This window comes from Yoonia vestfoldensis SKA53, from assembly GCF_000152785.1.
Taxonomy (GTDB): domain Bacteria; phylum Pseudomonadota; class Alphaproteobacteria; order Rhodobacterales; family Rhodobacteraceae; genus Yoonia; species Yoonia vestfoldensis_A.
In genome coordinates this window covers 2,497,993-2,516,621 of record NZ_CH672414.1, presented here as the reverse complement: position 1 = coordinate 2,516,621, position 18,629 = coordinate 2,497,993, and the positions used below count along the sequence as shown (strand labels likewise).

18 protein-coding genes are annotated in these 18,629 nt (G+C 60.6%); 12 read left to right on the top strand and 6 right to left on the bottom strand.

What is annotated here, in order from left to right:
* Positions 1 to 52 precede the first annotated feature (52 nt).
* The 3 genes from SKA53_RS12205 to SKA53_RS12195 are packed head-to-tail and all read right to left on the bottom strand — an operon-like array spanning position 53 to position 2,465.
* Complete coding sequence (locus SKA53_RS12205; RefSeq protein ID WP_007206461.1) at positions 53 to 1,096, bottom strand: succinylglutamate desuccinylase/aspartoacylase family protein; 1,044 nt, start codon at positions 1,094 to 1,096, stop codon at positions 53 to 55.
* Positions 1,093 to 1,998 carry a 30S ribosomal protein S6--L-glutamate ligase gene (gene rimK / locus SKA53_RS12200; protein WP_007206460.1) on the bottom strand — a complete coding sequence of 302 codons (906 nt, stop codon included), beginning with the start codon at positions 1,996 to 1,998 and terminating at the stop codon, positions 1,093 to 1,095. The genes SKA53_RS12205 and rimK overlap by 4 nt, the downstream gene beginning before the upstream one ends.
* The gene (locus SKA53_RS12195; protein ID WP_040483295.1) at positions 1,995 to 2,465 is read right to left on the bottom strand and encodes an ATP-dependent zinc protease family protein; all 471 of its coding nucleotides are present in this window, start codon (positions 2,463 to 2,465) and stop codon (positions 1,995 to 1,997) included. Before SKA53_RS12195 ends, rimK begins: the two co-directional genes overlap by 4 nt.
* A gap of 106 nt (positions 2,466 to 2,571) precedes the next feature.
* Here SKA53_RS12195 and truB point away from each other — a divergent pair, with 106 nt between their 5' ends.
* The 7 genes from truB (at position 2,572) to SKA53_RS12160 (ending at position 9,416) form a co-directional block, all read left to right on the top strand.
* Positions 2,572 to 3,477, top strand: coding sequence for a tRNA pseudouridine(55) synthase TruB (truB, locus tag SKA53_RS12190; RefSeq protein ID WP_007206458.1), 906 nt, complete (start codon positions 2,572 to 2,574; stop codon positions 3,475 to 3,477).
* Between the two features lie 33 nt (positions 3,478 to 3,510).
* Positions 3,511 to 4,023: a DUF1643 domain-containing protein gene (locus SKA53_RS12185; protein ID WP_007206457.1), complete on the top strand. Its 513-nt coding sequence runs from the start codon at positions 3,511 to 3,513 to the stop codon at positions 4,021 to 4,023.
* Complete coding sequence (locus SKA53_RS12180; RefSeq protein WP_040482970.1) at positions 4,020 to 4,907, top strand: alpha/beta fold hydrolase; 888 nt, start codon at positions 4,020 to 4,022, stop codon at positions 4,905 to 4,907. Before SKA53_RS12185 ends, SKA53_RS12180 begins: the two co-directional genes overlap by 4 nt.
* A gap of 91 nt (positions 4,908 to 4,998) precedes the next feature.
* Positions 4,999 to 5,841: a calcium-binding protein gene (locus SKA53_RS12175; RefSeq protein WP_242601264.1), complete on the top strand. Its 843-nt coding sequence runs from the start codon at positions 4,999 to 5,001 to the stop codon at positions 5,839 to 5,841.
* A gap of 132 nt (positions 5,842 to 5,973) precedes the next feature.
* The gene (gene rpsO / locus SKA53_RS12170; RefSeq protein WP_007206454.1) at positions 5,974 to 6,243 is read left to right on the top strand and encodes a 30S ribosomal protein S15; all 270 of its coding nucleotides are present in this window, start codon (positions 5,974 to 5,976) and stop codon (positions 6,241 to 6,243) included.
* Positions 6,244 to 6,508: 265 nt separating this feature from the next.
* Positions 6,509 to 8,644 carry a polyribonucleotide nucleotidyltransferase gene (gene pnp / locus SKA53_RS12165; protein WP_040483293.1) on the top strand — a complete coding sequence of 712 codons (2,136 nt, stop codon included), beginning with the start codon at positions 6,509 to 6,511 and terminating at the stop codon, positions 8,642 to 8,644.
* A gap of 181 nt (positions 8,645 to 8,825) precedes the next feature.
* Complete coding sequence (locus tag SKA53_RS12160) at positions 8,826 to 9,416, top strand: hypothetical protein (protein ID WP_007206452.1); 591 nt, start codon at positions 8,826 to 8,828, stop codon at positions 9,414 to 9,416.
* 47 nt (positions 9,417 to 9,463) lie between these two features.
* Here the strand turns inward: SKA53_RS12160 and SKA53_RS12155 are convergent, their stop codons facing one another.
* The gene (locus SKA53_RS12155; protein WP_007206451.1) at positions 9,464 to 10,111 is read right to left on the bottom strand and encodes a peroxiredoxin; all 648 of its coding nucleotides are present in this window, start codon (positions 10,109 to 10,111) and stop codon (positions 9,464 to 9,466) included.
* Between the two features lie 124 nt (positions 10,112 to 10,235).
* Here SKA53_RS12155 and SKA53_RS12150 point away from each other — a divergent pair, with 124 nt between their 5' ends.
* The 3 genes from SKA53_RS12150 to SKA53_RS12140 all read left to right on the top strand — a co-directional run bounded on the left by SKA53_RS12150 (position 10,236) and on the right by SKA53_RS12140 (position 13,298).
* Positions 10,236 to 11,675 (top strand): aldehyde dehydrogenase family protein, encoded by a 1,440-nt coding sequence (locus SKA53_RS12150; RefSeq protein WP_007206450.1) that lies wholly within the window; start codon positions 10,236 to 10,238, stop codon positions 11,673 to 11,675.
* 95 nt (positions 11,676 to 11,770) lie between these two features.
* Entirely contained in the window at positions 11,771 to 12,700 is a 930-nt protein-coding gene (locus tag SKA53_RS12145) for a VOC family protein (protein ID WP_007206449.1), read from the top strand.
* A gap of 1 nt (position 12,701) precedes the next feature.
* Positions 12,702 to 13,298, top strand: a complete 597-nt coding sequence (locus SKA53_RS12140) for an alpha/beta hydrolase (RefSeq protein ID WP_007206448.1) — start codon at positions 12,702 to 12,704, stop codon at positions 13,296 to 13,298.
* Here the strand turns inward: SKA53_RS12140 and SKA53_RS12135 are convergent.
* Together SKA53_RS12135 and SKA53_RS12130 are read right to left on the bottom strand one after the other, a co-directional pair.
* Positions 13,295 to 13,939, bottom strand: a complete 645-nt coding sequence (locus tag SKA53_RS12135; RefSeq protein WP_007206447.1) for a pseudouridine synthase — start codon at positions 13,937 to 13,939, stop codon at positions 13,295 to 13,297. The two genes, SKA53_RS12140 and SKA53_RS12135, sit on opposite strands and share 4 nt — an antisense overlap.
* Entirely contained in the window at positions 13,936 to 14,589 is a 654-nt protein-coding gene (locus SKA53_RS12130) for a YggS family pyridoxal phosphate-dependent enzyme (RefSeq protein WP_007206446.1), read from the bottom strand. Before SKA53_RS12130 ends, SKA53_RS12135 begins: the two co-directional genes overlap by 4 nt.
* 226 nt (positions 14,590 to 14,815) lie before the next feature.
* Here SKA53_RS12130 and SKA53_RS12125 point away from each other — a divergent pair, with 226 nt between their 5' ends.
* Together SKA53_RS12125 and leuS are read left to right on the top strand one after the other, a co-directional pair.
* Entirely contained in the window at positions 14,816 to 15,943 is a 1,128-nt protein-coding gene (locus tag SKA53_RS12125; protein ID WP_007206444.1) for a porin, read from the top strand.
* 143 nt (positions 15,944 to 16,086) lie between these two features.
* Complete coding sequence (gene leuS, locus SKA53_RS12120) at positions 16,087 to 18,618, top strand: leucine--tRNA ligase (RefSeq protein ID WP_007206443.1); 2,532 nt, start codon at positions 16,087 to 16,089, stop codon at positions 18,616 to 18,618.
* The last annotated feature ends 11 nt before the right edge of the window (positions 18,619 to 18,629 follow it).

Genomic DNA, 18,629 nt, shown 5'->3' with positions numbered 1-18,629 from the left:
ACGTCCGGGGTTCACCCCGGAGTATTTTTGGAAAAAAGAAGTCGCAGGAAGATCAGATAATCTCGTCCTCGTCGAACAGCGGTGCTTCTTCGAGCTGCGCGGTCAGATCGCCAAGGGCGGCCTCGGCCTGACCGGCGGATTTCACGGCGGCGACATGCAGCAGCGCATCGCCTTCATGGACGATGGGCATGACTGCGCGGCCGACAATGATGCCGCCATAAGGCGTGCGCACCTCGACCTCGCCGCCGCCGAAGGGGTCGGAGATCGCGGCGACCAGATCGCCCATTGCGATCACATCGCCTTCGGCCTTGAACATCCGCAACAACCCGCCTGCGGGTGCGCGGACCCAGTGGCTGTCGGAACAGACCAAAGGCTGCGCCTTGGGGGCCGCGATGCCCGCCTTGGGCAAGAGCCCCACGTCTTTCAATACACGCAGGATACCTGCCAGACCGGCACGCACCGACATCTCGTCAAAACGCATCCCCTCGCCCGCTTCATATAGCAGGATATTGACGCCGCGGCGTTTGGCCTCCAGCCGCAGGCTGCCGTCGCGCAAGGCGCTGGTCAGGATCACCGGCGCGCCGAACACACGCGCAAGGCGCAGGGTTTCGGCATTGTTGCCCGACACTCGCACCTGCGGCAGGTTCGTGCGGTGGATCGCGGCGGAATGCAGGTCGATGCCAAGGCTGCAACGTTCCACGATCTCGGTCATGAAGATATGCGCCAGCCGCGACCCCAGCGAGCCGTTGGGCGAGCCTGGAAAACACCGGTTCAGGTCGCGCCGGTCAGGCAGATAGCGCGAATGGTTCAGAAAGCCGAAGGTGTTGACGATCGGCACCACGATCAGCGTGCCTGCCACGTTTTTCAACGTGCCGGTGCGCAAAAGGCGGCGCACGATCTCGACCCCGATGACCTCGTCGCCGTGGATGCCTGCGCTGACGAACACGGTCGGCCCGTCCTTGCGGCCGTGGATCACATGGGCGGACAGGGTGACGGGCGTGTAATCCGACAGGGTGCTGACCGGAATATTGACTGTCTTGCGCGTGCCTGCCGCGATCTGTTCGCCTGCGATAAGGTAGGCCGCGCGTTTGGTCATCCTTTGCCTTTGGTTTTGGTCGCGTTGGGTTTGGCGTTCTTTTCGATATATTCGATGATCTTGGTGGCGATATCCAGCCCTGTCGCTTTTTCCACGCCTTCCAGACCGGGGGAGGAATTCACCTCCATCACCACTGGCCCGTGGTTGGACCGCAGCATATCGACCCCGCAGACGTTCAGCCCCATCGCCTTGGCCGACCGGATCGCGGTGGACCGTTCCTCGGGCGACAGTTTGATGACCTGCGCGGACCCGCCGCGGTGCAGGTTGGACCGGAATTCGCCTTCGGCACCGGTGCGTTTCATCGCGGCGACGACCTTGCCACCCACTACGATGGCGCGGATATCGGTGCCGCCTGCTTCTTTGATGAATTCCTGCAACAGGATGTTGACGCCTGCGCCGCGAAACGCCTCGACCACGGATTTGGCGGACCGGTCGGTATCGGCCAACACGACGCCGATGCCTTGGGTGCCTTCGAGCAATTTAATCACGACCGGCGCGCCGCCGGCCAGTTTCAGCACCTCATCAGTCTGGCGCGGATCATGCGCAAAGGTCGTGACCGGCAGCCCGATCCCGTCACGCGCCAGCAATTGCATCGAGCGCAGCTTGTCGCGTGACCGGCCGATGCCCACGCTTTCGTTCACGGGGAACACGCCCTGCATTTCAAACTGGCGCAACACGGCCATGCCGTAGAACGTGACCGACGCCCCGATGCGGGGGATCACGGCGTCATAGCCCACCAGCTTTTCGCCGTTGTAGTAAACTTCGGGCCTGCGCGATGCGATGTTCATGTAGCAGCGTAACGTGTTGATGATGTCGAGCTGGTGGCCCCGCGCCTCGGCCGCCTCTTTCAGGCGACGGTGGGTATAAAGCTCTGCATTACGGGCGAGCATGGCGATTTTCATTTTGCGGCGCTTTCAGGTTGCGGCAGGGGGCTGACGAGATAGGTATGTCGGGCGTGAACGGCGATGTTTTTATGACGCAAGGCCCGCCGCCCAAGGATCAGCGGGAATTGCATGCTGCCCCTGTCGGTCAGGGATATGTCGATCTTCCACTTGCGTCCGGCCAGAATCATCGGGGTGCGGATCACGATCCGCGTCTCCGGCGTGCCGCTCGTATTGGTGATATCACGCTTTGTGAAGACGGCAAATTCACAGATGCGCGGCGCGGTGCCGGGAATGTCGGGGCTACGGAACCGGACCCATTTTTCGCCCTGCTTTTGAAAGGTCTCGATCTCTTCGGCATGCAGGGCCGTTGTCTTGGCGCCGGTGTCCACCTTGACCGCGAAATCGATCAGCCCAAGGTCGGGCAGGCTGATCCGTTCCTGCCAGCCGATGATCAGCAAAGGATGCGGTAAAGGGGCTGGGTGCATTGGATCGGTCCGGTTGTGGCGTCGCCCCGACATAGCGCGAACCGCCGCGCCTTGACCAGCGGGGTGCGCGCGCATAGCAAGCCGCAATCTGACAAAGGGCAAGATCATGGCGCGCAGACGCAAGGGACGCGATATTTCAGGCTGGCTGGTGGTGGACAAACCGGCGGGGATTACCTCGACCACGGTGGTCAACCGCGTGCGCTGGGCGTTTGATGCCAACAAGGCCGGGCATGCAGGCACGCTTGATCCCGAAGCGACAGGCGTTTTGGCCATCGCCTTGGGCGAGGCGACAAAGACCGTGCCCTATATCACCGATGCGCTGAAAGCCTATGAATTCATCATCCGGCTGGGGCAGGCCACCAATACCGACGACGCCGAAGGCGAAGTGATCGCCACCAGCGATACCCGCCCCGACGATGCCGCGATCAAATCGGCGCTCGCGGGCTTCATCGGCGATATCATGCAGGTGCCGCCACAGTTTTCCGCCGTCAAGGTCGATGGCGAACGCGCTTATGCCAAGGCGCGGGCGGGCGAGGAAATGGACCTTGCCGCACGGCCCCTTTGGGTCGAGGAACTGCTGCTGGCCGACCGGCCTGACGCCGATCACGCCGTGCTGGAAATGACCTGCGGCAAGGGTGGCTATGTCCGGTCCATCGCCCGCGATCTGGGCGATGTGCTGGGCTGCAAGGCGCATGTGCGGTCCTTGCGCCGGATCTGGTCGGGGCCGTTTCAGGCGACCGACGGGATCACGCTGGACCAGCTGGACGCGATTGCGCGCACGCCAGAGCTTGACGCGCGGCTGTTGCCGCTGGAGGTGGGGCTGGCCGATCTGGTCGAGGTCCGCTGCCCTGCGGAAAGCGTCGCACGGCTGCGCAACGGCAATCCGGCACCGGTGATCGCCAGCGGCGTGGACTATGGCGAAGAAGTTTGGGCCAGCCACGGCGGCAAGGCCATCGCCATCGGCAGCTATCGTGGCGGCGAATTACACCCGACGCGGGTTTTTGTGGCGTAGGGTGGATTGAACTCCACCTTACCTGACGCCCGCATGATCCACCGCCAGCATATCACCGACCTGACAGCCTCTTACGCCGTCTATTCTGATTGCGAGGCTTACCGCTATGAATTGACCCGTATCTGGGACGCAAGCGGCCCCCGTCTGGCCTTTGTTATGCTGAACCCGTCCAAGGCGACGGAACTGCACAACGACCCCACCGTCGAACGCTGCGAACGCCGCGCCCGCGCCTTGGGGTTCGGGGCGTTTCGCGTGACAAATATCTTTGCTTGGCGCGACACCGATCCACGGGCGATGTGCCGCGCGGCTGACCCTGTTGGCCCTGCCAATGATGCTACGCTGATCGCGGCGGCGGCTTGGGCCGACCGGATCATCGCCGCTTGGGGCACGCATGGCGCGCATCTGGGGCGCGGCGCGCAGGTGGCGGAAATGTTGGACCAAACCGGCACGCCATTGCTGACGCTTGGCTTGACCAAGGACGGGCATCCGCGCCACCCTCTCTACGTCAGCTATGACCAGCAGCCACTGCAATGGAGCATCCGATGATCCAAGGTTTCACCCCATCCCGTGTTGTTTGCGGCGACATCACCCTGTCGGTGCATCGCGCCGGCCAAGGCACACCGCTGATCCTGCTGCACGGCTATCCGCAGAACCACCATTGCTGGGAAAAGGTCGCCCCCGCCTTGGCCACGCAATTCGACGTGATTATCCCCGACCTGCGCGGCTATGGCGACAGCGATGCGCCCGCCGATGACGCGGACCACACGACCTATTCCAAACGCACGATGGCCGCCGATATCGCCGCATTGATGGATGCGCTGGGGATCGACCGTGCGCATGTGCTGGGCCATGACCGTGGCGGGCGGGTCGCCTATCGCTTTGCGCTGGACCATCCCGACCGGATCATCCGGCTGGGCATTATCGAGATTGTGCCAACAGGGGATTTCTGGGCCAATTGGTCGGCTGATCTGGCGATGAAAGCCTATCACTGGACCTATCTGGCGCAACCCGCGCCCTTGCCTGAACGGATGATCGGCGCAGACCCTGCGGGATACATCGACTGGACGCTGATCGCGTGGACCATGGGCAAATCGCTGGGGGTGTTCAGCGATGCGGCGCTGGCCAGCTATCGCGCGCAGGCCGCCGACCCCGCGCATCTGCACGCGATGTGCGCCGATTACCGTGCGGGCGCGACATTCGACCGCGCGCTGGATGAGGCCGATAAGGCGGCAGGGCGCAAGATCGCGGCACCCTTGCATTTCCTGTGGGCCAAGGGCGGGTTTCCGGCGCAGACGGGGGATCCCGCAGCGCTCTGGCGGCCATGGGTTCAGCAGATGACAGATGCGTCCTGCGTTTCGGGCCATTTCGCAATGGAGGAAAACCCGCAGGCCGTGATTGACAGTTTCCTGCCGTTCTTTGGTGTGCATTAACCACCGAGTCAGAATCCGGAACAAACCAAAAACATCTTGTGCTAAACATTCAGGGTGGCCGGACCGGACCCGGCGGATGGCAGGTGGATCAATGGTTGTGATCATGGGACTCGTGGGGATCGCCTTGACGGCGATGCTGTTCGGCGACGACGATGTCGCTGACGACGATCCGTCACCGGCGTCCGATGACCAGCCCGACATGGTCAGCAGCCCAATCATTCCGATTAGTGACATGATCGACGCCAGCGATAACGCTGTGGTGGTTTTCGCCGGCGGCAGTGACGATCTGATCATTGGTGGCGCCGGAAACGATTATCTGCATGGCGGCGACGGCAATGACACCCTGCACGGCGGCGTGGGCGATGAAGTGCTGCGCGGGGGCGGGGGGCGCGATATCCTGTCTGGTAGCGACGGGAACGACGACCTTTATGGCCATATCGGCGACGACCTGCTGGATGGCGGCGCAGGCAACGACCAGCTCGGTGGCGGCGACGGCGATGACCGGCTTGATGGCGGCACGGGCGATGATGTGCTGATGGGCAATCTGGGGGATGATCTGCTGGTTGGGGGGGCGGGGGCCGATACGCTGTTCGGGGGTGCGGGCAATGACCAGCTGATCGACCGCGATGATCTGGACCGCGACTATCTGAATGGTGGCGCGGGCGATGATGACCTGTCCGGCGGACCAGACGATGTGTTGTCGGGCGGAACTGGCACCGACACATTCAATCTGCGCCCTGACATGCATGTCACGCTGACGGATTACGATCCTGCCGAAGATATCATCGAGATCGAACACACCGGCGAGCCACCCGTCCTGACGACCGAGAAAGCCGAGGATGGCACTTTGTTGCTGGCAGATGGCGCACTGATCGCGAAACTGACCAATTTCGCCGAACCCGATCTGACAAAGGTCACCTTCTTGCGCGTATAAAATGCTTTTCTTTTGCGCCAAATCCCCTTATGCGCAGCCATCCGCGCGGATTCTGTCCGGGCGGCGCCTCCACGGGCCTTGCTGGACGACATCCCGGCCTGCGCCATTCACCCCTTAGACAAGGAGACCCCGATGTCGATCACTGCCGAAAACAAGACACGTATCATGAAAGAATTCGCAACCAAAGAAGGCGACACCGGTTCGCCCGAAGTGCAAGTTGCGATCCTGTCGAGCCGCATCGCGACGCTGACAGAGCATTTCAAGACCCACAAGAAAGACAACCACGGTCGCCGTGGCCTGCTGAAAATGGTCGCTTTGCGCCGCAAGCTTCTGGACTACACCAAGTCCAAGGACGAAGCCCGTTACCAGAGCCTGATCGAACGTCTGGGCCTGCGCCGGTAACCCGGATCGCACCAAGGTTATTCGAAAAACGCCCGCCATCTGGTGGGCGTTTTTTATTGGCCATGGCGAAATGACCACCCCCCCGTTGTGCGGCAAAGCTCCCTGCCCCTCGCCCCTCTTTCCAAAGAAGCCAATATCGGCTAAGGCCCCCCTATCTTTGAGAAGCCCGGCGCCCGCATCCCAGCGCCGATACAAAGAAGATACAGGGATGAGGGGGAATACGCCCCCTACGCAAAATGGGCCGCGGCCCGACTAGGACATGATGATGTTTAACGAAGTAAAAAAATCAATGCAGTGGGGCGAAGAGACGCTTACACTCGAAACAGGCAAGGTTGCCCGTCAGGCTGACGGTTCGGTCATTGCGACGCTGGGCGAAACCAGCGTCATGGCCAACGTGACCTTTGCAAAATCACAAAAGCCGGGGCAGGATTTCTTTCCGCTGACCGTGCATTACCAAGAAAAATATTACGCCGCCGGCAAAGTGCCAGGTGGCTTTTTCAAGCGCGAAGCGCGTCCCACAGAAAAAGAGACGCTGACATCCCGCCTGATCGACCGCCCGATCCGCCCGCTGTTCGTCCCCGGCTTCAAGAACGAAGTCTTGGTGATGTGTACCGTGCTGAGCTTTGACGGCGTCAACGACCCCGATATGATCGCGATGATCGCAGCCTCTGCCGCGCTGACGATTTCCGGTGCGCCCTTCATGGGGCCAATCGGTGCCTGCCGCGTGGGTTTCGTGGATGGTGAATACATCCTGAACCCCGAAATCGACGACATGCACAACCTGCGCACCAAGCCCGAACAGCGGCTTGATCTGGTTGTCGCCGGCACCAAAGACGCCGTGATGATGGTCGAATCCGAAGCCTATGAGCTGACCGAAGAAGAAATGCTGGGTGCCGTCACGTTTGCCCACGCACAGATCCAGCCGGTCATCGACCTGATCATCGATCTGGCAGAAGATTGCGCCAAGGAACCGTTCGATTTCCAGCCAGAGGATTATTCGGAGCTTTACGCCACCGTCAAATCCGCAGGCGAAGACAAGATGCGCGCCGCTTATGCGATCACCGACAAGCAGGAACGCACGGGTGCCGTATCCGCCGCCAAGGCCGATATCATCGCGGCCCTGACCGAAGACCAGCGGGCCGATACCAACCTTGGCCCCGCGCTCAAGAAACTGGAATCCGCGGTGCTGCGCGGTGACGTGGTCAAGCATGGCCGCCGCATCGATGGCCGCGCGCTGGATCAGATCCGCCCGATCGTGTCGGAAACCGGTATTCTGCCGCGCACCCATGGATCGGCCCTGTTCACCCGTGGTGAAACCCAAGGCTTGGTCGTGACAACGCTGGGCACCGGCGACGACGAACAGATGATCGACGCGCTGACCGGCATGTATAAATCCAACTTCATGCTGCACTATAACTTCCCCCCCTATTCGGTGGGCGAGGTTGGCCGCGTCTCTGGCCCCGGTCGTCGTGAAATCGGCCATGGCAAGCTGGCATGGCGCGCGTTGCAGGCGGTTCTGCCTGCGCCGACCGATTTTCCTTATACAATCCGTATTGTGTCAGAGATTACTGAATCCAACGGGTCATCCTCGATGGCGTCGGTTTGCGGTGGTTCGCTGTCCATGATGGACGCCGGTGTGCCGCTGAAGGCCGCTGTCGCCGGTGTGGCGATGGGTCTGGTGATGGAAGACGACGGGTCCTATGCCGTGCTGTCCGATATTCTGGGCGACGAAGACCACCTTGGCGATATGGATTTCAAGGTTGCGGGTACCGAGAACGGCATCACGTCCTTGCAGATGGATATCAAGATCGCAGGCATCACGCCCGAGATCATGAAAAAAGCACTGGAACAGGCCAAGGCAGGTCGTCTGCATATCCTGGGTGAAATGTCCAAGGCGCTGACCGGCGCGCAGGAATTCAGCGTTCACGCCCCCAAGATCGAAACCATGCAGATCCCCGTCGACAAGATCCGTGAAGTCATCGGATCTGGCGGCAAGGTTATCCGCGAAATCGTGGAAACATCGGGCGCCAAGGTCGATATCAACGACGACGGCGTGATCAAGCTGGCATCCAACGATGCCGAGGCGATCAAGCGCGCCTATGACATGATCTATTCGATCGTGGCCGAACCCGAAGAAGGCAAGGTTTACAAAGGCACTGTGGTCAAACTGGTTGATTTCGGCGCTTTCGTGAACTTCTTTGGCAAGCGTGACGGTCTGGTCCATGTGTCCCAGATCGAGAACAAGCGCCTGAACCATCCGTCGGATGTGTTGAAAGAAGGTCAGGACGTCTGGGTCAAGCTGCTGGGCTTTGACGACCGCGGCAAGGTCCGTCTGGCGATGAAAATGGTCGATCAGGCCACCGGTCAGGAACTGGCCAAAGAAGAAACCGCAGAAGAGTAACGCTTCTACGTTATTTTGATGATGCGATCACAACACCCGGCCAATTGGTCGGGTGTTGTCTTTTGTAGGACAGATCGTCAGGGCGCGCCCTGTCCGTGCGCCCTGCTAAGTATTCCTTAGTCGTTTTGAGTCATATTGGTCGCTGACACGCCAAAACTGCTCAATTCAAAGGGAATCTACGATGATCCTTCGCTACCTGATCGCCATTGCCGTCTGCGCCATGGCAACAACCGCCACCGCACAGGACAGGGGCGCCGCTTCAGCCGGTCTTGGCGTCACCAGCTTCGGCTATACGCTGGAAGGGGCCTATCAGCTGCGCCCGACCCTTGGCCTGCGTGGCATGATCATGGGCGGGTTCAGTATCGACGACACATTCGATTATGAAGGGACCAGCGTAAACGGCACCGCCGATCTGGGCGGCGTCGCTGTTGTCGCGGATTATTATCCACTGGCAAATGCCTGGCGCATGTCCGGTGGACTGTTCTTTTCCAACAGCGATGTCAGCGGTTCATTCACCGAAGGGGCTGTTACCTATGACGGCAAGCTGGTGTTCGAAAATGATGTCGCTCCGATGGTGACCACCGGGTTCCGTATCGGGATGGGGGCGGGATGGGGGCTGTCGGGCGATATCGGCGTGATCGTGTCGTCGCTGCAGGTATCGTCCAGCAACACCACCCCGACCGTGCAGACCGCTGTCCAAGACACCAACGCGGATCTGGCCGATGTGCCGGTGTTTCCCTTTGCAGGTTTCGCTGTCAGCTATGCGTACTGACGCCGCAGGCGCAAAGACCCCGGTGCTGCACCGGGGTCCTTGATCACTTATAACTTGGTCGTCCGCAGATAGGGGAACACTGTGGTAAAATCACCGAACTTGGCCTTTGCATCGTCATTGCTGACGGTGGCAGGGATGATCACATCATCGCCCACAGTCCAGTTGGCAGGCGTCGCCACACCGCGGCCAGTGGCCGTCTGCAAGCCATCCAATGCGCGCAGCACTTCGGCGAAGTTGCGCCCGACATTCATCGGATAGGTCATCGACAGTTTCAGCTTTTTGTCCGGCCCGATGATGAACACGGCGCGCACCGTGGCGCTGTCGGCGGGGGTCCGCCCATCGGGCAGATAGGCGTCAGCGGGCAGCATATCAAAAGCCTTGGCCACGGTCAGGTCTTCGTCTGCGATAATCGGGAAACCGGCCTTGGCACCGGCAAAGGTTTCGATGTCGGTCTTCCATTTCTTGTGGTCTTCGACGCCATCGACGCTGATACCCATGACCTTGGTGCCGCGCTTGGCCCATTCATCGGCCAATTGCGCCACTGCGCCAAATTCGGTGGTGCAGACCGGCGTAAAATCCTTGGGGTGTGAAAACAAGATTGCCCAGCTGTCTCCGATCCAGTCGTGCAGCTTGATTGTGCCCTGATCGGTTTCAACCGTCAGATCGGGGATAGTGTCGTTGATGCGCAGGCCCATCGGGATGCTCCTTCATTTTTCAGTTTACCGACCCTACATAGGAACGATCAGGCACTTGTGCCACAGCCGCTTGCGCCGGAGCGGGGCAGATGCCACACCTTTGCCAACGTGCAGGAGAGAAATCATGATCGAGAAACGCAATTTCTATATCGATGGCGCATGGGTGGCCCCCGCCAAATCCAGCGACCATGACGTGATCGACCCGTCAACCGAAGAGGTCTGCGCTATCATTTCTCTTGGTGATCACGCTGACACGAATGCCGCCGTCGCCGCCGCCAGCGCCGCCTTGCCCGCATGGTCGGCGACCGACCCCGCGAAACGCGCGGACTATGTCAGGGGCATTCTGGCCCAGTACGAGGCCCGTGCCGAGGAAATGGCGCAGGCGATCAGCCTGGAAATGGGCGCGCCCATCGACATGTCCCGCGCCGATCAAGCCCCCTGCCTGCCGTGGCATCTGGAAAACTTTCTGACCGCGTTCGACCATATCGAATGGATCAAACCGCTTGGCCCACATGCGCCCAACGACCGGATCGCGCTGGAACCCATCGGCGTTGTCGGGCTGATCACGCCGTGGAACTGGCCGATGAATCAGGTCACGCTCAAGGTGATCCCCGCGCTACTGGCGGGCTGTACCATCGTGCTGAAACCGTCCGAGGAATCGCCGCTGTCATCGCTGCTGTTTGCCGAATTCGTGCATGACGCGGGTGTGCCTGCGGGGGTGTTCAACCTTGTGAACGGTGACGGTATGGGTGTGGGCAGCCAATTGTCGCGGCACGAGGATGTCGCAATGATCAGCTTCACCGGATCGACCCGCGCGGGCAAGGCGATTTCGCTCGCCGCCGCGGAAACGCTCAAGCGGGTGACGCTGGAACTGGGCGGCAAGGGTGCAAACGTGATCTTTGCCGATGCCGATGACAAGGCGGTCAAGCGTGGCGTGATCCATTGCATGAACAATTCTGGCCAATCCTGCAACGCGCCGACACGGATGCTCGTTGAACGGTCGATCTATGATCAGGCGGTCGAAACCGCAGCCGAAATCGCCAATGGCATCGCCGTTGGCCCTGCCTCTGAACCTGGCCGCCATATCGGGCCTGTCGTCAACCGCCGCCAATGGGACCAAATCCAGACGATGATCCAGGTCGGCATCGACGAAGGTGCGCGGCTGGTCGCGGGTGGCCCCGGTCTGCCCGAGGGCATGAACCGTGGCTATTACGTCCGGCCCACCGTCTTTGCCGATGTGAACAACCAGATGCGCATCGCGCGCGAGGAAATCTTTGGCCCGGTCTTGTCCATCATCCCGTTTGATACCGAGGAAGAGGCGATCGCCATCGCCAATGACACCGCTTACGGCCTGACGAACTATGTCCAGTCGCAGGACGGCGCGCGCCGCAACCGCATGGCCCGCGCTCTCAAGGCAGGCATGATCGAGATGAACGGCAAGTCACGCGGGGCGGGTGCGCCATTCGGCGGGATGAAGATGTCTGGCCGCGCCCGCGAAGGCGGCGTCTGGGGTATCGAGGAATTTCTGGAGGTCAAGGCAATCTCTGGCTGGGCCGCAGAGTAAGCTCATGTGCGCGGGCGCACTGATCTGGTGCGCCTGCTGCTATTTAGTGCGTCGTGAAATCCGCTATCTATCCCCCAACGGATAGGAGAGCGATCATGATCAAACAAATCAAAGGGCTGCACCACGTCACATCGCTGGCCAGTGGCGCGCGCGAAAACAACGCATTTTTCACCAATGTTCTGGGCCTGCGCCGCGTCAAGCAGACGGTCAATTTCGACGCGCCGGATGTTTATCACCTCTATTACGGTGACGAGACCGGCAGCGCCGGCACCGTGATGACCTATTTCCCTTTTCCCAATGCCGGACGCGGACGCGCGGGCGCGGGTGAGGTCGGGCGCACCAGTTTCGCCATTCCCACCGGCACATCACAGGCCTGGCTGGACCGGCTGGCCACGTTTGAAACCGACGGGCTGGCGCAGGACATCCGCTTTGGCGAAAAACGCGTGCTGTTCAACGGCCCCGATGGCGACCTGTTTGCGCTGGTCGAACGCGACGACGGCCGCACACCGTGGACCGGCAATGGCGTGGCCGAGGATATTGCGATCCGCGGTTTCCATTCGACCGACATGCGCCTGCGCGATGGTGATGCCAGCGCGGAATTGCTCCGGTTCATGGGCTATGAAAAACTGGACAGTGAAAACAACGTCACCCGTTTCATCGTGCCGGGCGGCAATGACGCCAATGCCATCGACATCGAGGTGACGCCATCCGCACCCCGCGCCGCCCAAGGGGCGGGATCGGTCCACCACATCGCCTTTGCCGTGGACAACCGCGCGCGGCAGCTCGAGGTGCGCGAGGCGCTGCTCGATACCGGCTATCAGGTCACGCCTGTGATCGACCGCGACTATTTCTATGCGATCTATTTCCGCACACCCGGCGGGGTGCTGTTCGAGGTGGCGACGAACGAGCCGGGCTTTGCGCGCGACGAAGATACCGCGCATCTTGGTCAGGCGTTGCAACTGCCCAGCCAGCACGAACATCTGCGCGCGCAGCTGGAAAACCTGCTGGAACCGCTGGAAGGCTGACATGACCTATCACGCCAAACGCACCACGGGGACAGCGGGCGCGCCGCTGTTCCTGACTTTTCACGGCACCGGCGGGTCGGAAAGCCAGTTCCACGATTTCGCGGAACAGCTGATCCCCGGTGCGCATGTCACATCCCCGCGCGGGGACGTGTCCGAACACGGGGCAGCGCGGTATTTCAGGCGCACCGGCGAAGGCGTCTATGACATGGACGATCTGGCGTTGCGCAGCCGCGCCATGGCGGATTTCATCACCGCCGAAAAGGCCGCCACCAAACCGGCCCGCACCATCGGGCTGGGCTATTCCAACGGGGCGAATATACTTGCCGCGGTGGCGATGCTGGATGCGGGGCTGGTCGATGACCTGATCCTGATGCATCCGCTGATCCCCTTTGCCCCCGCCCCGCAACCGGGGCTGAAAGGGCGGCGTGTGCTGATCACTGCTGGTCAGAACGACCCGATCTGCCCGCCCGATCTGACCCATGCGCTGGCGGGGTATCTGATCGCGCAGGGGGCGGATGTGCAGGTGCATTGGCATGCAGGCGGCCACGGGATCGCGCAAAGCGAGGTGGCAGCGGTGCAGGATTTCCTGACCGTCTAGAACGGACAGGGGGCGGTGATGCGTATGCCCTGTCCGCCATCGGGATGGCGGAATTGCAACGTCTCGGAATGCAGCATCAGCCGCGGATGATCGCGCGCGGGGCCTGTCGCATAGAACGGATCGCCCAGAATCGGATGGCCCAGCGCCAGCATATGCACGCGCAACTGGTGCGACCGGCCGGTTTTCGGCATTAGCCGCACGCGGGTTTCACCGCCACCCACGCGCACCACGCGCCAATCGGTCACCGCCGCGCGGCCGTTTTCATGGTCCACCATCTGCAAGGGGCGGTTCGGCCAATCCACGATCAGCGGCAGATCGACGGTGCCGGTCTTGTCCGCCATTTCACCCCAGACGCGGGCAACATAGGTTTTCTTGGTCTGGCGGTTTTCGAATTGCAGGCCCAGATGGCGCTGTGCATGGGGGGTCATCGCAAAGATCATGACACCCGATGTGTCGCGGTCCAGGCGATGCACCAGCAAAGCATCGGGAAAGATGCGCTGCACCCGCGCGATCAGGCAATCAGTCAGGTCTTCGCCCTTGCCGGGAACCGACAACAGGCCGCTGGGTTTGTCGACCAGCAGCACCTGATGATCGTGATGCAGAATCACCAGCGGGTCTTGGGGTGGGGCGTAAACGCTCACCCCGCAACCCGTTCCCCGAAGATCGCGGCACCGATGCGCACATGGGTCGCGCCCAAGGCGATGGCGCTTTCGAAATCGCCGCTCATGCCCATCGACAGGCCCGTCAATCCGTTGCGCGCGGCCATCTTGGCCAACAGCGCGAAATGCAGGCTGGGTTCTTCGTCCACGGGCGGGATGCACATCAGGCCCGCGATGGGCAGGTCCAGCGCGCGCGCCTCGGCCACGAAAGCATCGACATCGGCGGGCAGCACGCCTGCCTTTTGCGGTTCCTCGCCGGTGTTGACCTGCACGAACAGGTCAGGACATGCGCCGCTTTCCTGCGCCAGACGCGCCAGCACCTGCGCCAGTTTTGGCCGGTCGAGCGTGTGGATCGCCTGCGCCAGCTCAACGGCAGCCTTCGCCTTGTTGGTCTGCAACGGGCCGATCAAGTGCAAGGCGATCCCATCATAGGATTCGCGGAACATGGGCCATTTGCCTGCTGCTTCTTGCACCTTGTTTTCACCAAAGACTCGGTGACCCTGATCCAGCACGGCGGCAACACGGGCGTTGGGTTGCACTTTGGACACAGCGATCAGCGTCACGTCCTGCAGGGGGCGACCGGCCTTGGCGCAAGCGGCGGCGATACGGTCCTGAATATCTGCCAGTGGCATGAAACGTCCTTCAAACAAGGGGGGCAAGGGTGGTGTGGCCCAGATAACGCCCTTTGACGGTGCTGTCATGGGTGCAAAAGATTGTGTGGCCTTGATGCATCATTTGGCAGCAAGACTGTTGTAACACGCCACTTTAACTTGAGTGTGAAGAGCGTTGGGCGCAATTAAGCGTCAATGCTAGAATATCTGGCATTCTTGAGAATGCAAAACACGAGGGAATTATCCAATGAAAAGCATCCTTCTTACAACAACTGCCCTGGTAGCCTTTGCTGGCGCTGCAGTTGCTGATGGACACACCGGCGTAAGCTTCTCCGGTACAGCCAACCTGGGCTACAACGACGAAGCCAACACCGCTGCTGGCGCTGACGACTACAATGGTTTCTATTTTGACACCACACTGACTGTCAAAGGCGCTACTGAGCTGGACAACGGCGTGACTGCAAGCGCGCAGTTCAACATCGACATCCAAGAAGATGGTCTGGGTTCGGCTAACTCCGTCGCCGATGGCAACACCGCACTGAATGCTGACGATTTCGTGATGGCTCTGTCGACCGAAAGCGCAACATTGACATTCGGTGACACCGCAACTGCCGCTGGCAAAATGTGGGTTTCCGCTGGCGATATGGAATCCGACGGTTTCACAACTGCAGCATTCGATGCAGCAGAAGCTGACGCAGTTCTGCGCGGCGACGTGACAATGGGCGACGTTTCGGCATCGGTTTCTTACGTCATCGTCACCACCGGTACTGAGCAAGAGATTGACCAGCTGTCCTTCGGTGTGAAAGCTGCTGTCGCTGGTGTGACCATTTCTGCTGCTTACGAAGAAGCAACAACCAAGCAAACAGAACTTGATGATGCGAACAACGACGAGATCTTTGGTCTGTCGGTTGGCTTTGCTGCTGCTGGTGCAAACTTCACCGTTGCTTACGCAGAAGACGAAAACTCGCAGTCGACTGGTGTGAAAGCTTCGATGCCAGTAGGCCCAGTGACCGTGACCGGTTACTATGTTGACGAAAACGCTGGCAACGGCGATGCAAACCTCGGCGTCAACGTCAAGTACTCTGCTGATGCTCTGACAGTCGCAGTCGACTACCAAGACGACCAAGGCACGACCAAAGTCGGCATCGACGGTTCGTATGACCTGGGCAACGGCCTGACCATTCTGGCCGGCGCATTCGACCAGGAAACACAAGGCACAGACACATACGTCGCAGCAGCCTATGACCTGGGTGGCGGCGCAGCTCTGCTGGTGTCCTATGCTGATGCAGAAACCACCGATGCTCTGGCAGACGACGAAGTTGGCGGCCCAGACTATCAGGTCGGTACAACTGTTGCCGTGTCGTTCAAGTTCTAATCAGAACCCTCGACTTTCCTAAGCGAGAGCGGCCCTTTGGGGCCGCTCTTTGCGTTTGCGGGTATAGCCATCGTCGCCACACCGGATTATGACGGGGCAACGCCTTTTTGCCGCCAAATTTACCCCCGTGAAAGACCCTGAAGATGACCCCCTATTCCCCCGCTGCAATCGAACCGAAATGGCAGGACATCTGGGCCAAGGGCCAGATCTTCACCGCCAACCGCAGCGCGGACAAACCCAAATATTATGTGCTGGAAATGTTCCCCTATCCGTCGGGGCGCATCCATATTGGCCATGTGCGCAATTACACGATGGGCGATGTGATCGCGCGGTATAAATTGGCGACAGGGCATAACGTGCTGCACCCGATGGGTTGGGACGCGTTCGGCATGCCCGCCGAAAATGCGGCGATGGCGTCAGGTGGTCACCCCAAGGACTGGACCTATCAAAACATCGCCGACATGCGTGCGCAGATGAAGCCTTTGGGCCTGTCCATCGACTGGACCCGCGAATTCGCCACCTGCGATCCCGAATATTACGGCCAGCAGCAGGCCCTGTTCATTGATTTCCTGTCCAAGGGGCTGATTTACCGCAAGAAAGCGGTGGTGAACTGGGACCCTGTCGATATGACCGTGCTGGCCAACGAACAGGTGATCGACGGCAAAGGCTGGCGGTCGGGTGCCGATGTCGAACGCCGCGAACTGGTGCAATGGTTCTTTAAGATTTCCGATTATTCCGAAGAATTGCTGGCGGCGCTTGACGGGCTGGATAACTGGCCTGCCAAGGTCAAGCTGATGCAGGCGAACTGGATCGGCAAATCGCGCGGTCTGCAGTTTGCGTTTGACCGTACTGATGGTGGCCAGATCGAGGTATATACAACCCGCCCCGATACGTTGCTGGGCGCGTCTTTCGTCGGGATTTCGCCCGATCACCCGCTGGCCAAGGAACTAGAGGCGCGCGATGCGTCCGTCGCGGCCTTTTGCGCCGAATGTCGCAAGGGCGGCACCACGGCGGAGGCCATCGAAAAGGCTGAAAAGCTGGGGCTGGACACCGGCCTGACCGTAAAACACCCGATGGCGGGCCAGCCTGATCTGCCGGTCTATATCGCCAATTTCATCCTGATGGATTACGGCACCGGCGCGATTTTCGGCTGCCCCGCGCATGACCAGCGCGATTTCGATTTTGCCACCAAATACGGGTTGCCGATCATCGCAACGTTTCTGCCGGATGCCGATGCGCCTGCCGATCTGGCCACCGCCTATGTGCCGCCCAAGACCGAAAAGGTGTTCTATACCAAAGGCTTTGCAGGTGATGCATGGCAGACTGGCGAACAGGCCGTCGATGCCGCCATCGCCTATTGCGAATCCAACGGCATCGGCGGAGGTGTCACCAAATTCCGCCTGCGCGACTGGGGCCTGTCGCGCCAACGCTATTGGGGTTGCCCCATTCCCATCGTGCATTGCGATACCTGCGGTGCCGTACCGGAAAAGAAAGAAAACCTGCCGATTGAATTGCCCTATGACGTCACTTTCGACGTGCCGGGTAATCCGCTGGACCGCCACCCGACATGGCGCGACTGCGCCTGCCCTGCTTGCGGTGCGCCCGCCCTGCGCGAAACCGATACGATGGACACATTCGTCGATTCGTCATGGTATTTCGCCCGCTTCACCGCCCCCCATGCGCCGACGCCCACGAATATGGACGACGCGGCCTATTGGATGAACGTGGACCAGTATATCGGCGGCATCGAACATGCGATCCTGCACCTGCTTTACAGCCGGTTCTTTGCCCGCGCGATGCAGATCACCGGCCATCTGCCCGATACCGCGATTGAACCGTTCAACGCGCTGTTCACGCAAGGCATGGTGACGCATGAAATCTATCTGACCCGCGATACTGCGGGCCGCCCTGTCTATCACTTTCCGCAGGATGTGAAGGATGGCAAACTGGCCGATGGCACCGTGGTCGAGGTGATCCCATCTGCCAAGATGTCGAAATCCAAAAAGAACGTCGTCGATCCTGACGATATCCTTGCGCAATATGGCGCCGATACCGCGCGCTGGTTCGTTTTGTCCGACAGCCCGCCCGAACGCGACGTGGAATGGACGGCGTCGGGGGCGGATGCGACCTATAAGCACCTTGCCCGCGTTTACCGGATCGCCTCTGAAATCGCGGCGGCCCCTGATGCAACCGGCACCGGCGATGATGATCTGCTGCGCGCCATGCACCGCTGCATCCATGACGTGACGATGGGGCTGGAAACCTTTGGTTTCAACGCGGCGATTGCGAAACTTTACGCATTTACCAACACGCTGGGCAAATCCACGGCCGCGGCCGCGACCAAACGGCAGGCGGCGCTGGTGCTGGCACAGCTGATGTCCCCCATGACCCCGCATCTGGCCGAGGACATCTGGGCCAGCCTTGGCGGCGAAGGGCTGATCGCCACAGCACCTTGGCCGGTTGCCGACCCCGCGATGCTGGTGTCCGATACGGTGACCCTGCCCGTGCAGATCAACGGCAAACGCCGAACAGAGATTGTCGTGGCAGCCGATGCCAGCGCGCAAACGGTGGAAACCGCCGTGCTGGCACTGGATGTGGTGCAAAAGGCGCTGGACGGCGCTAGTGTAAAGAAATTGATCGTGGTGCCCGGACGGATTGTGAACATTGTTATCTAAGACCCCTTCCC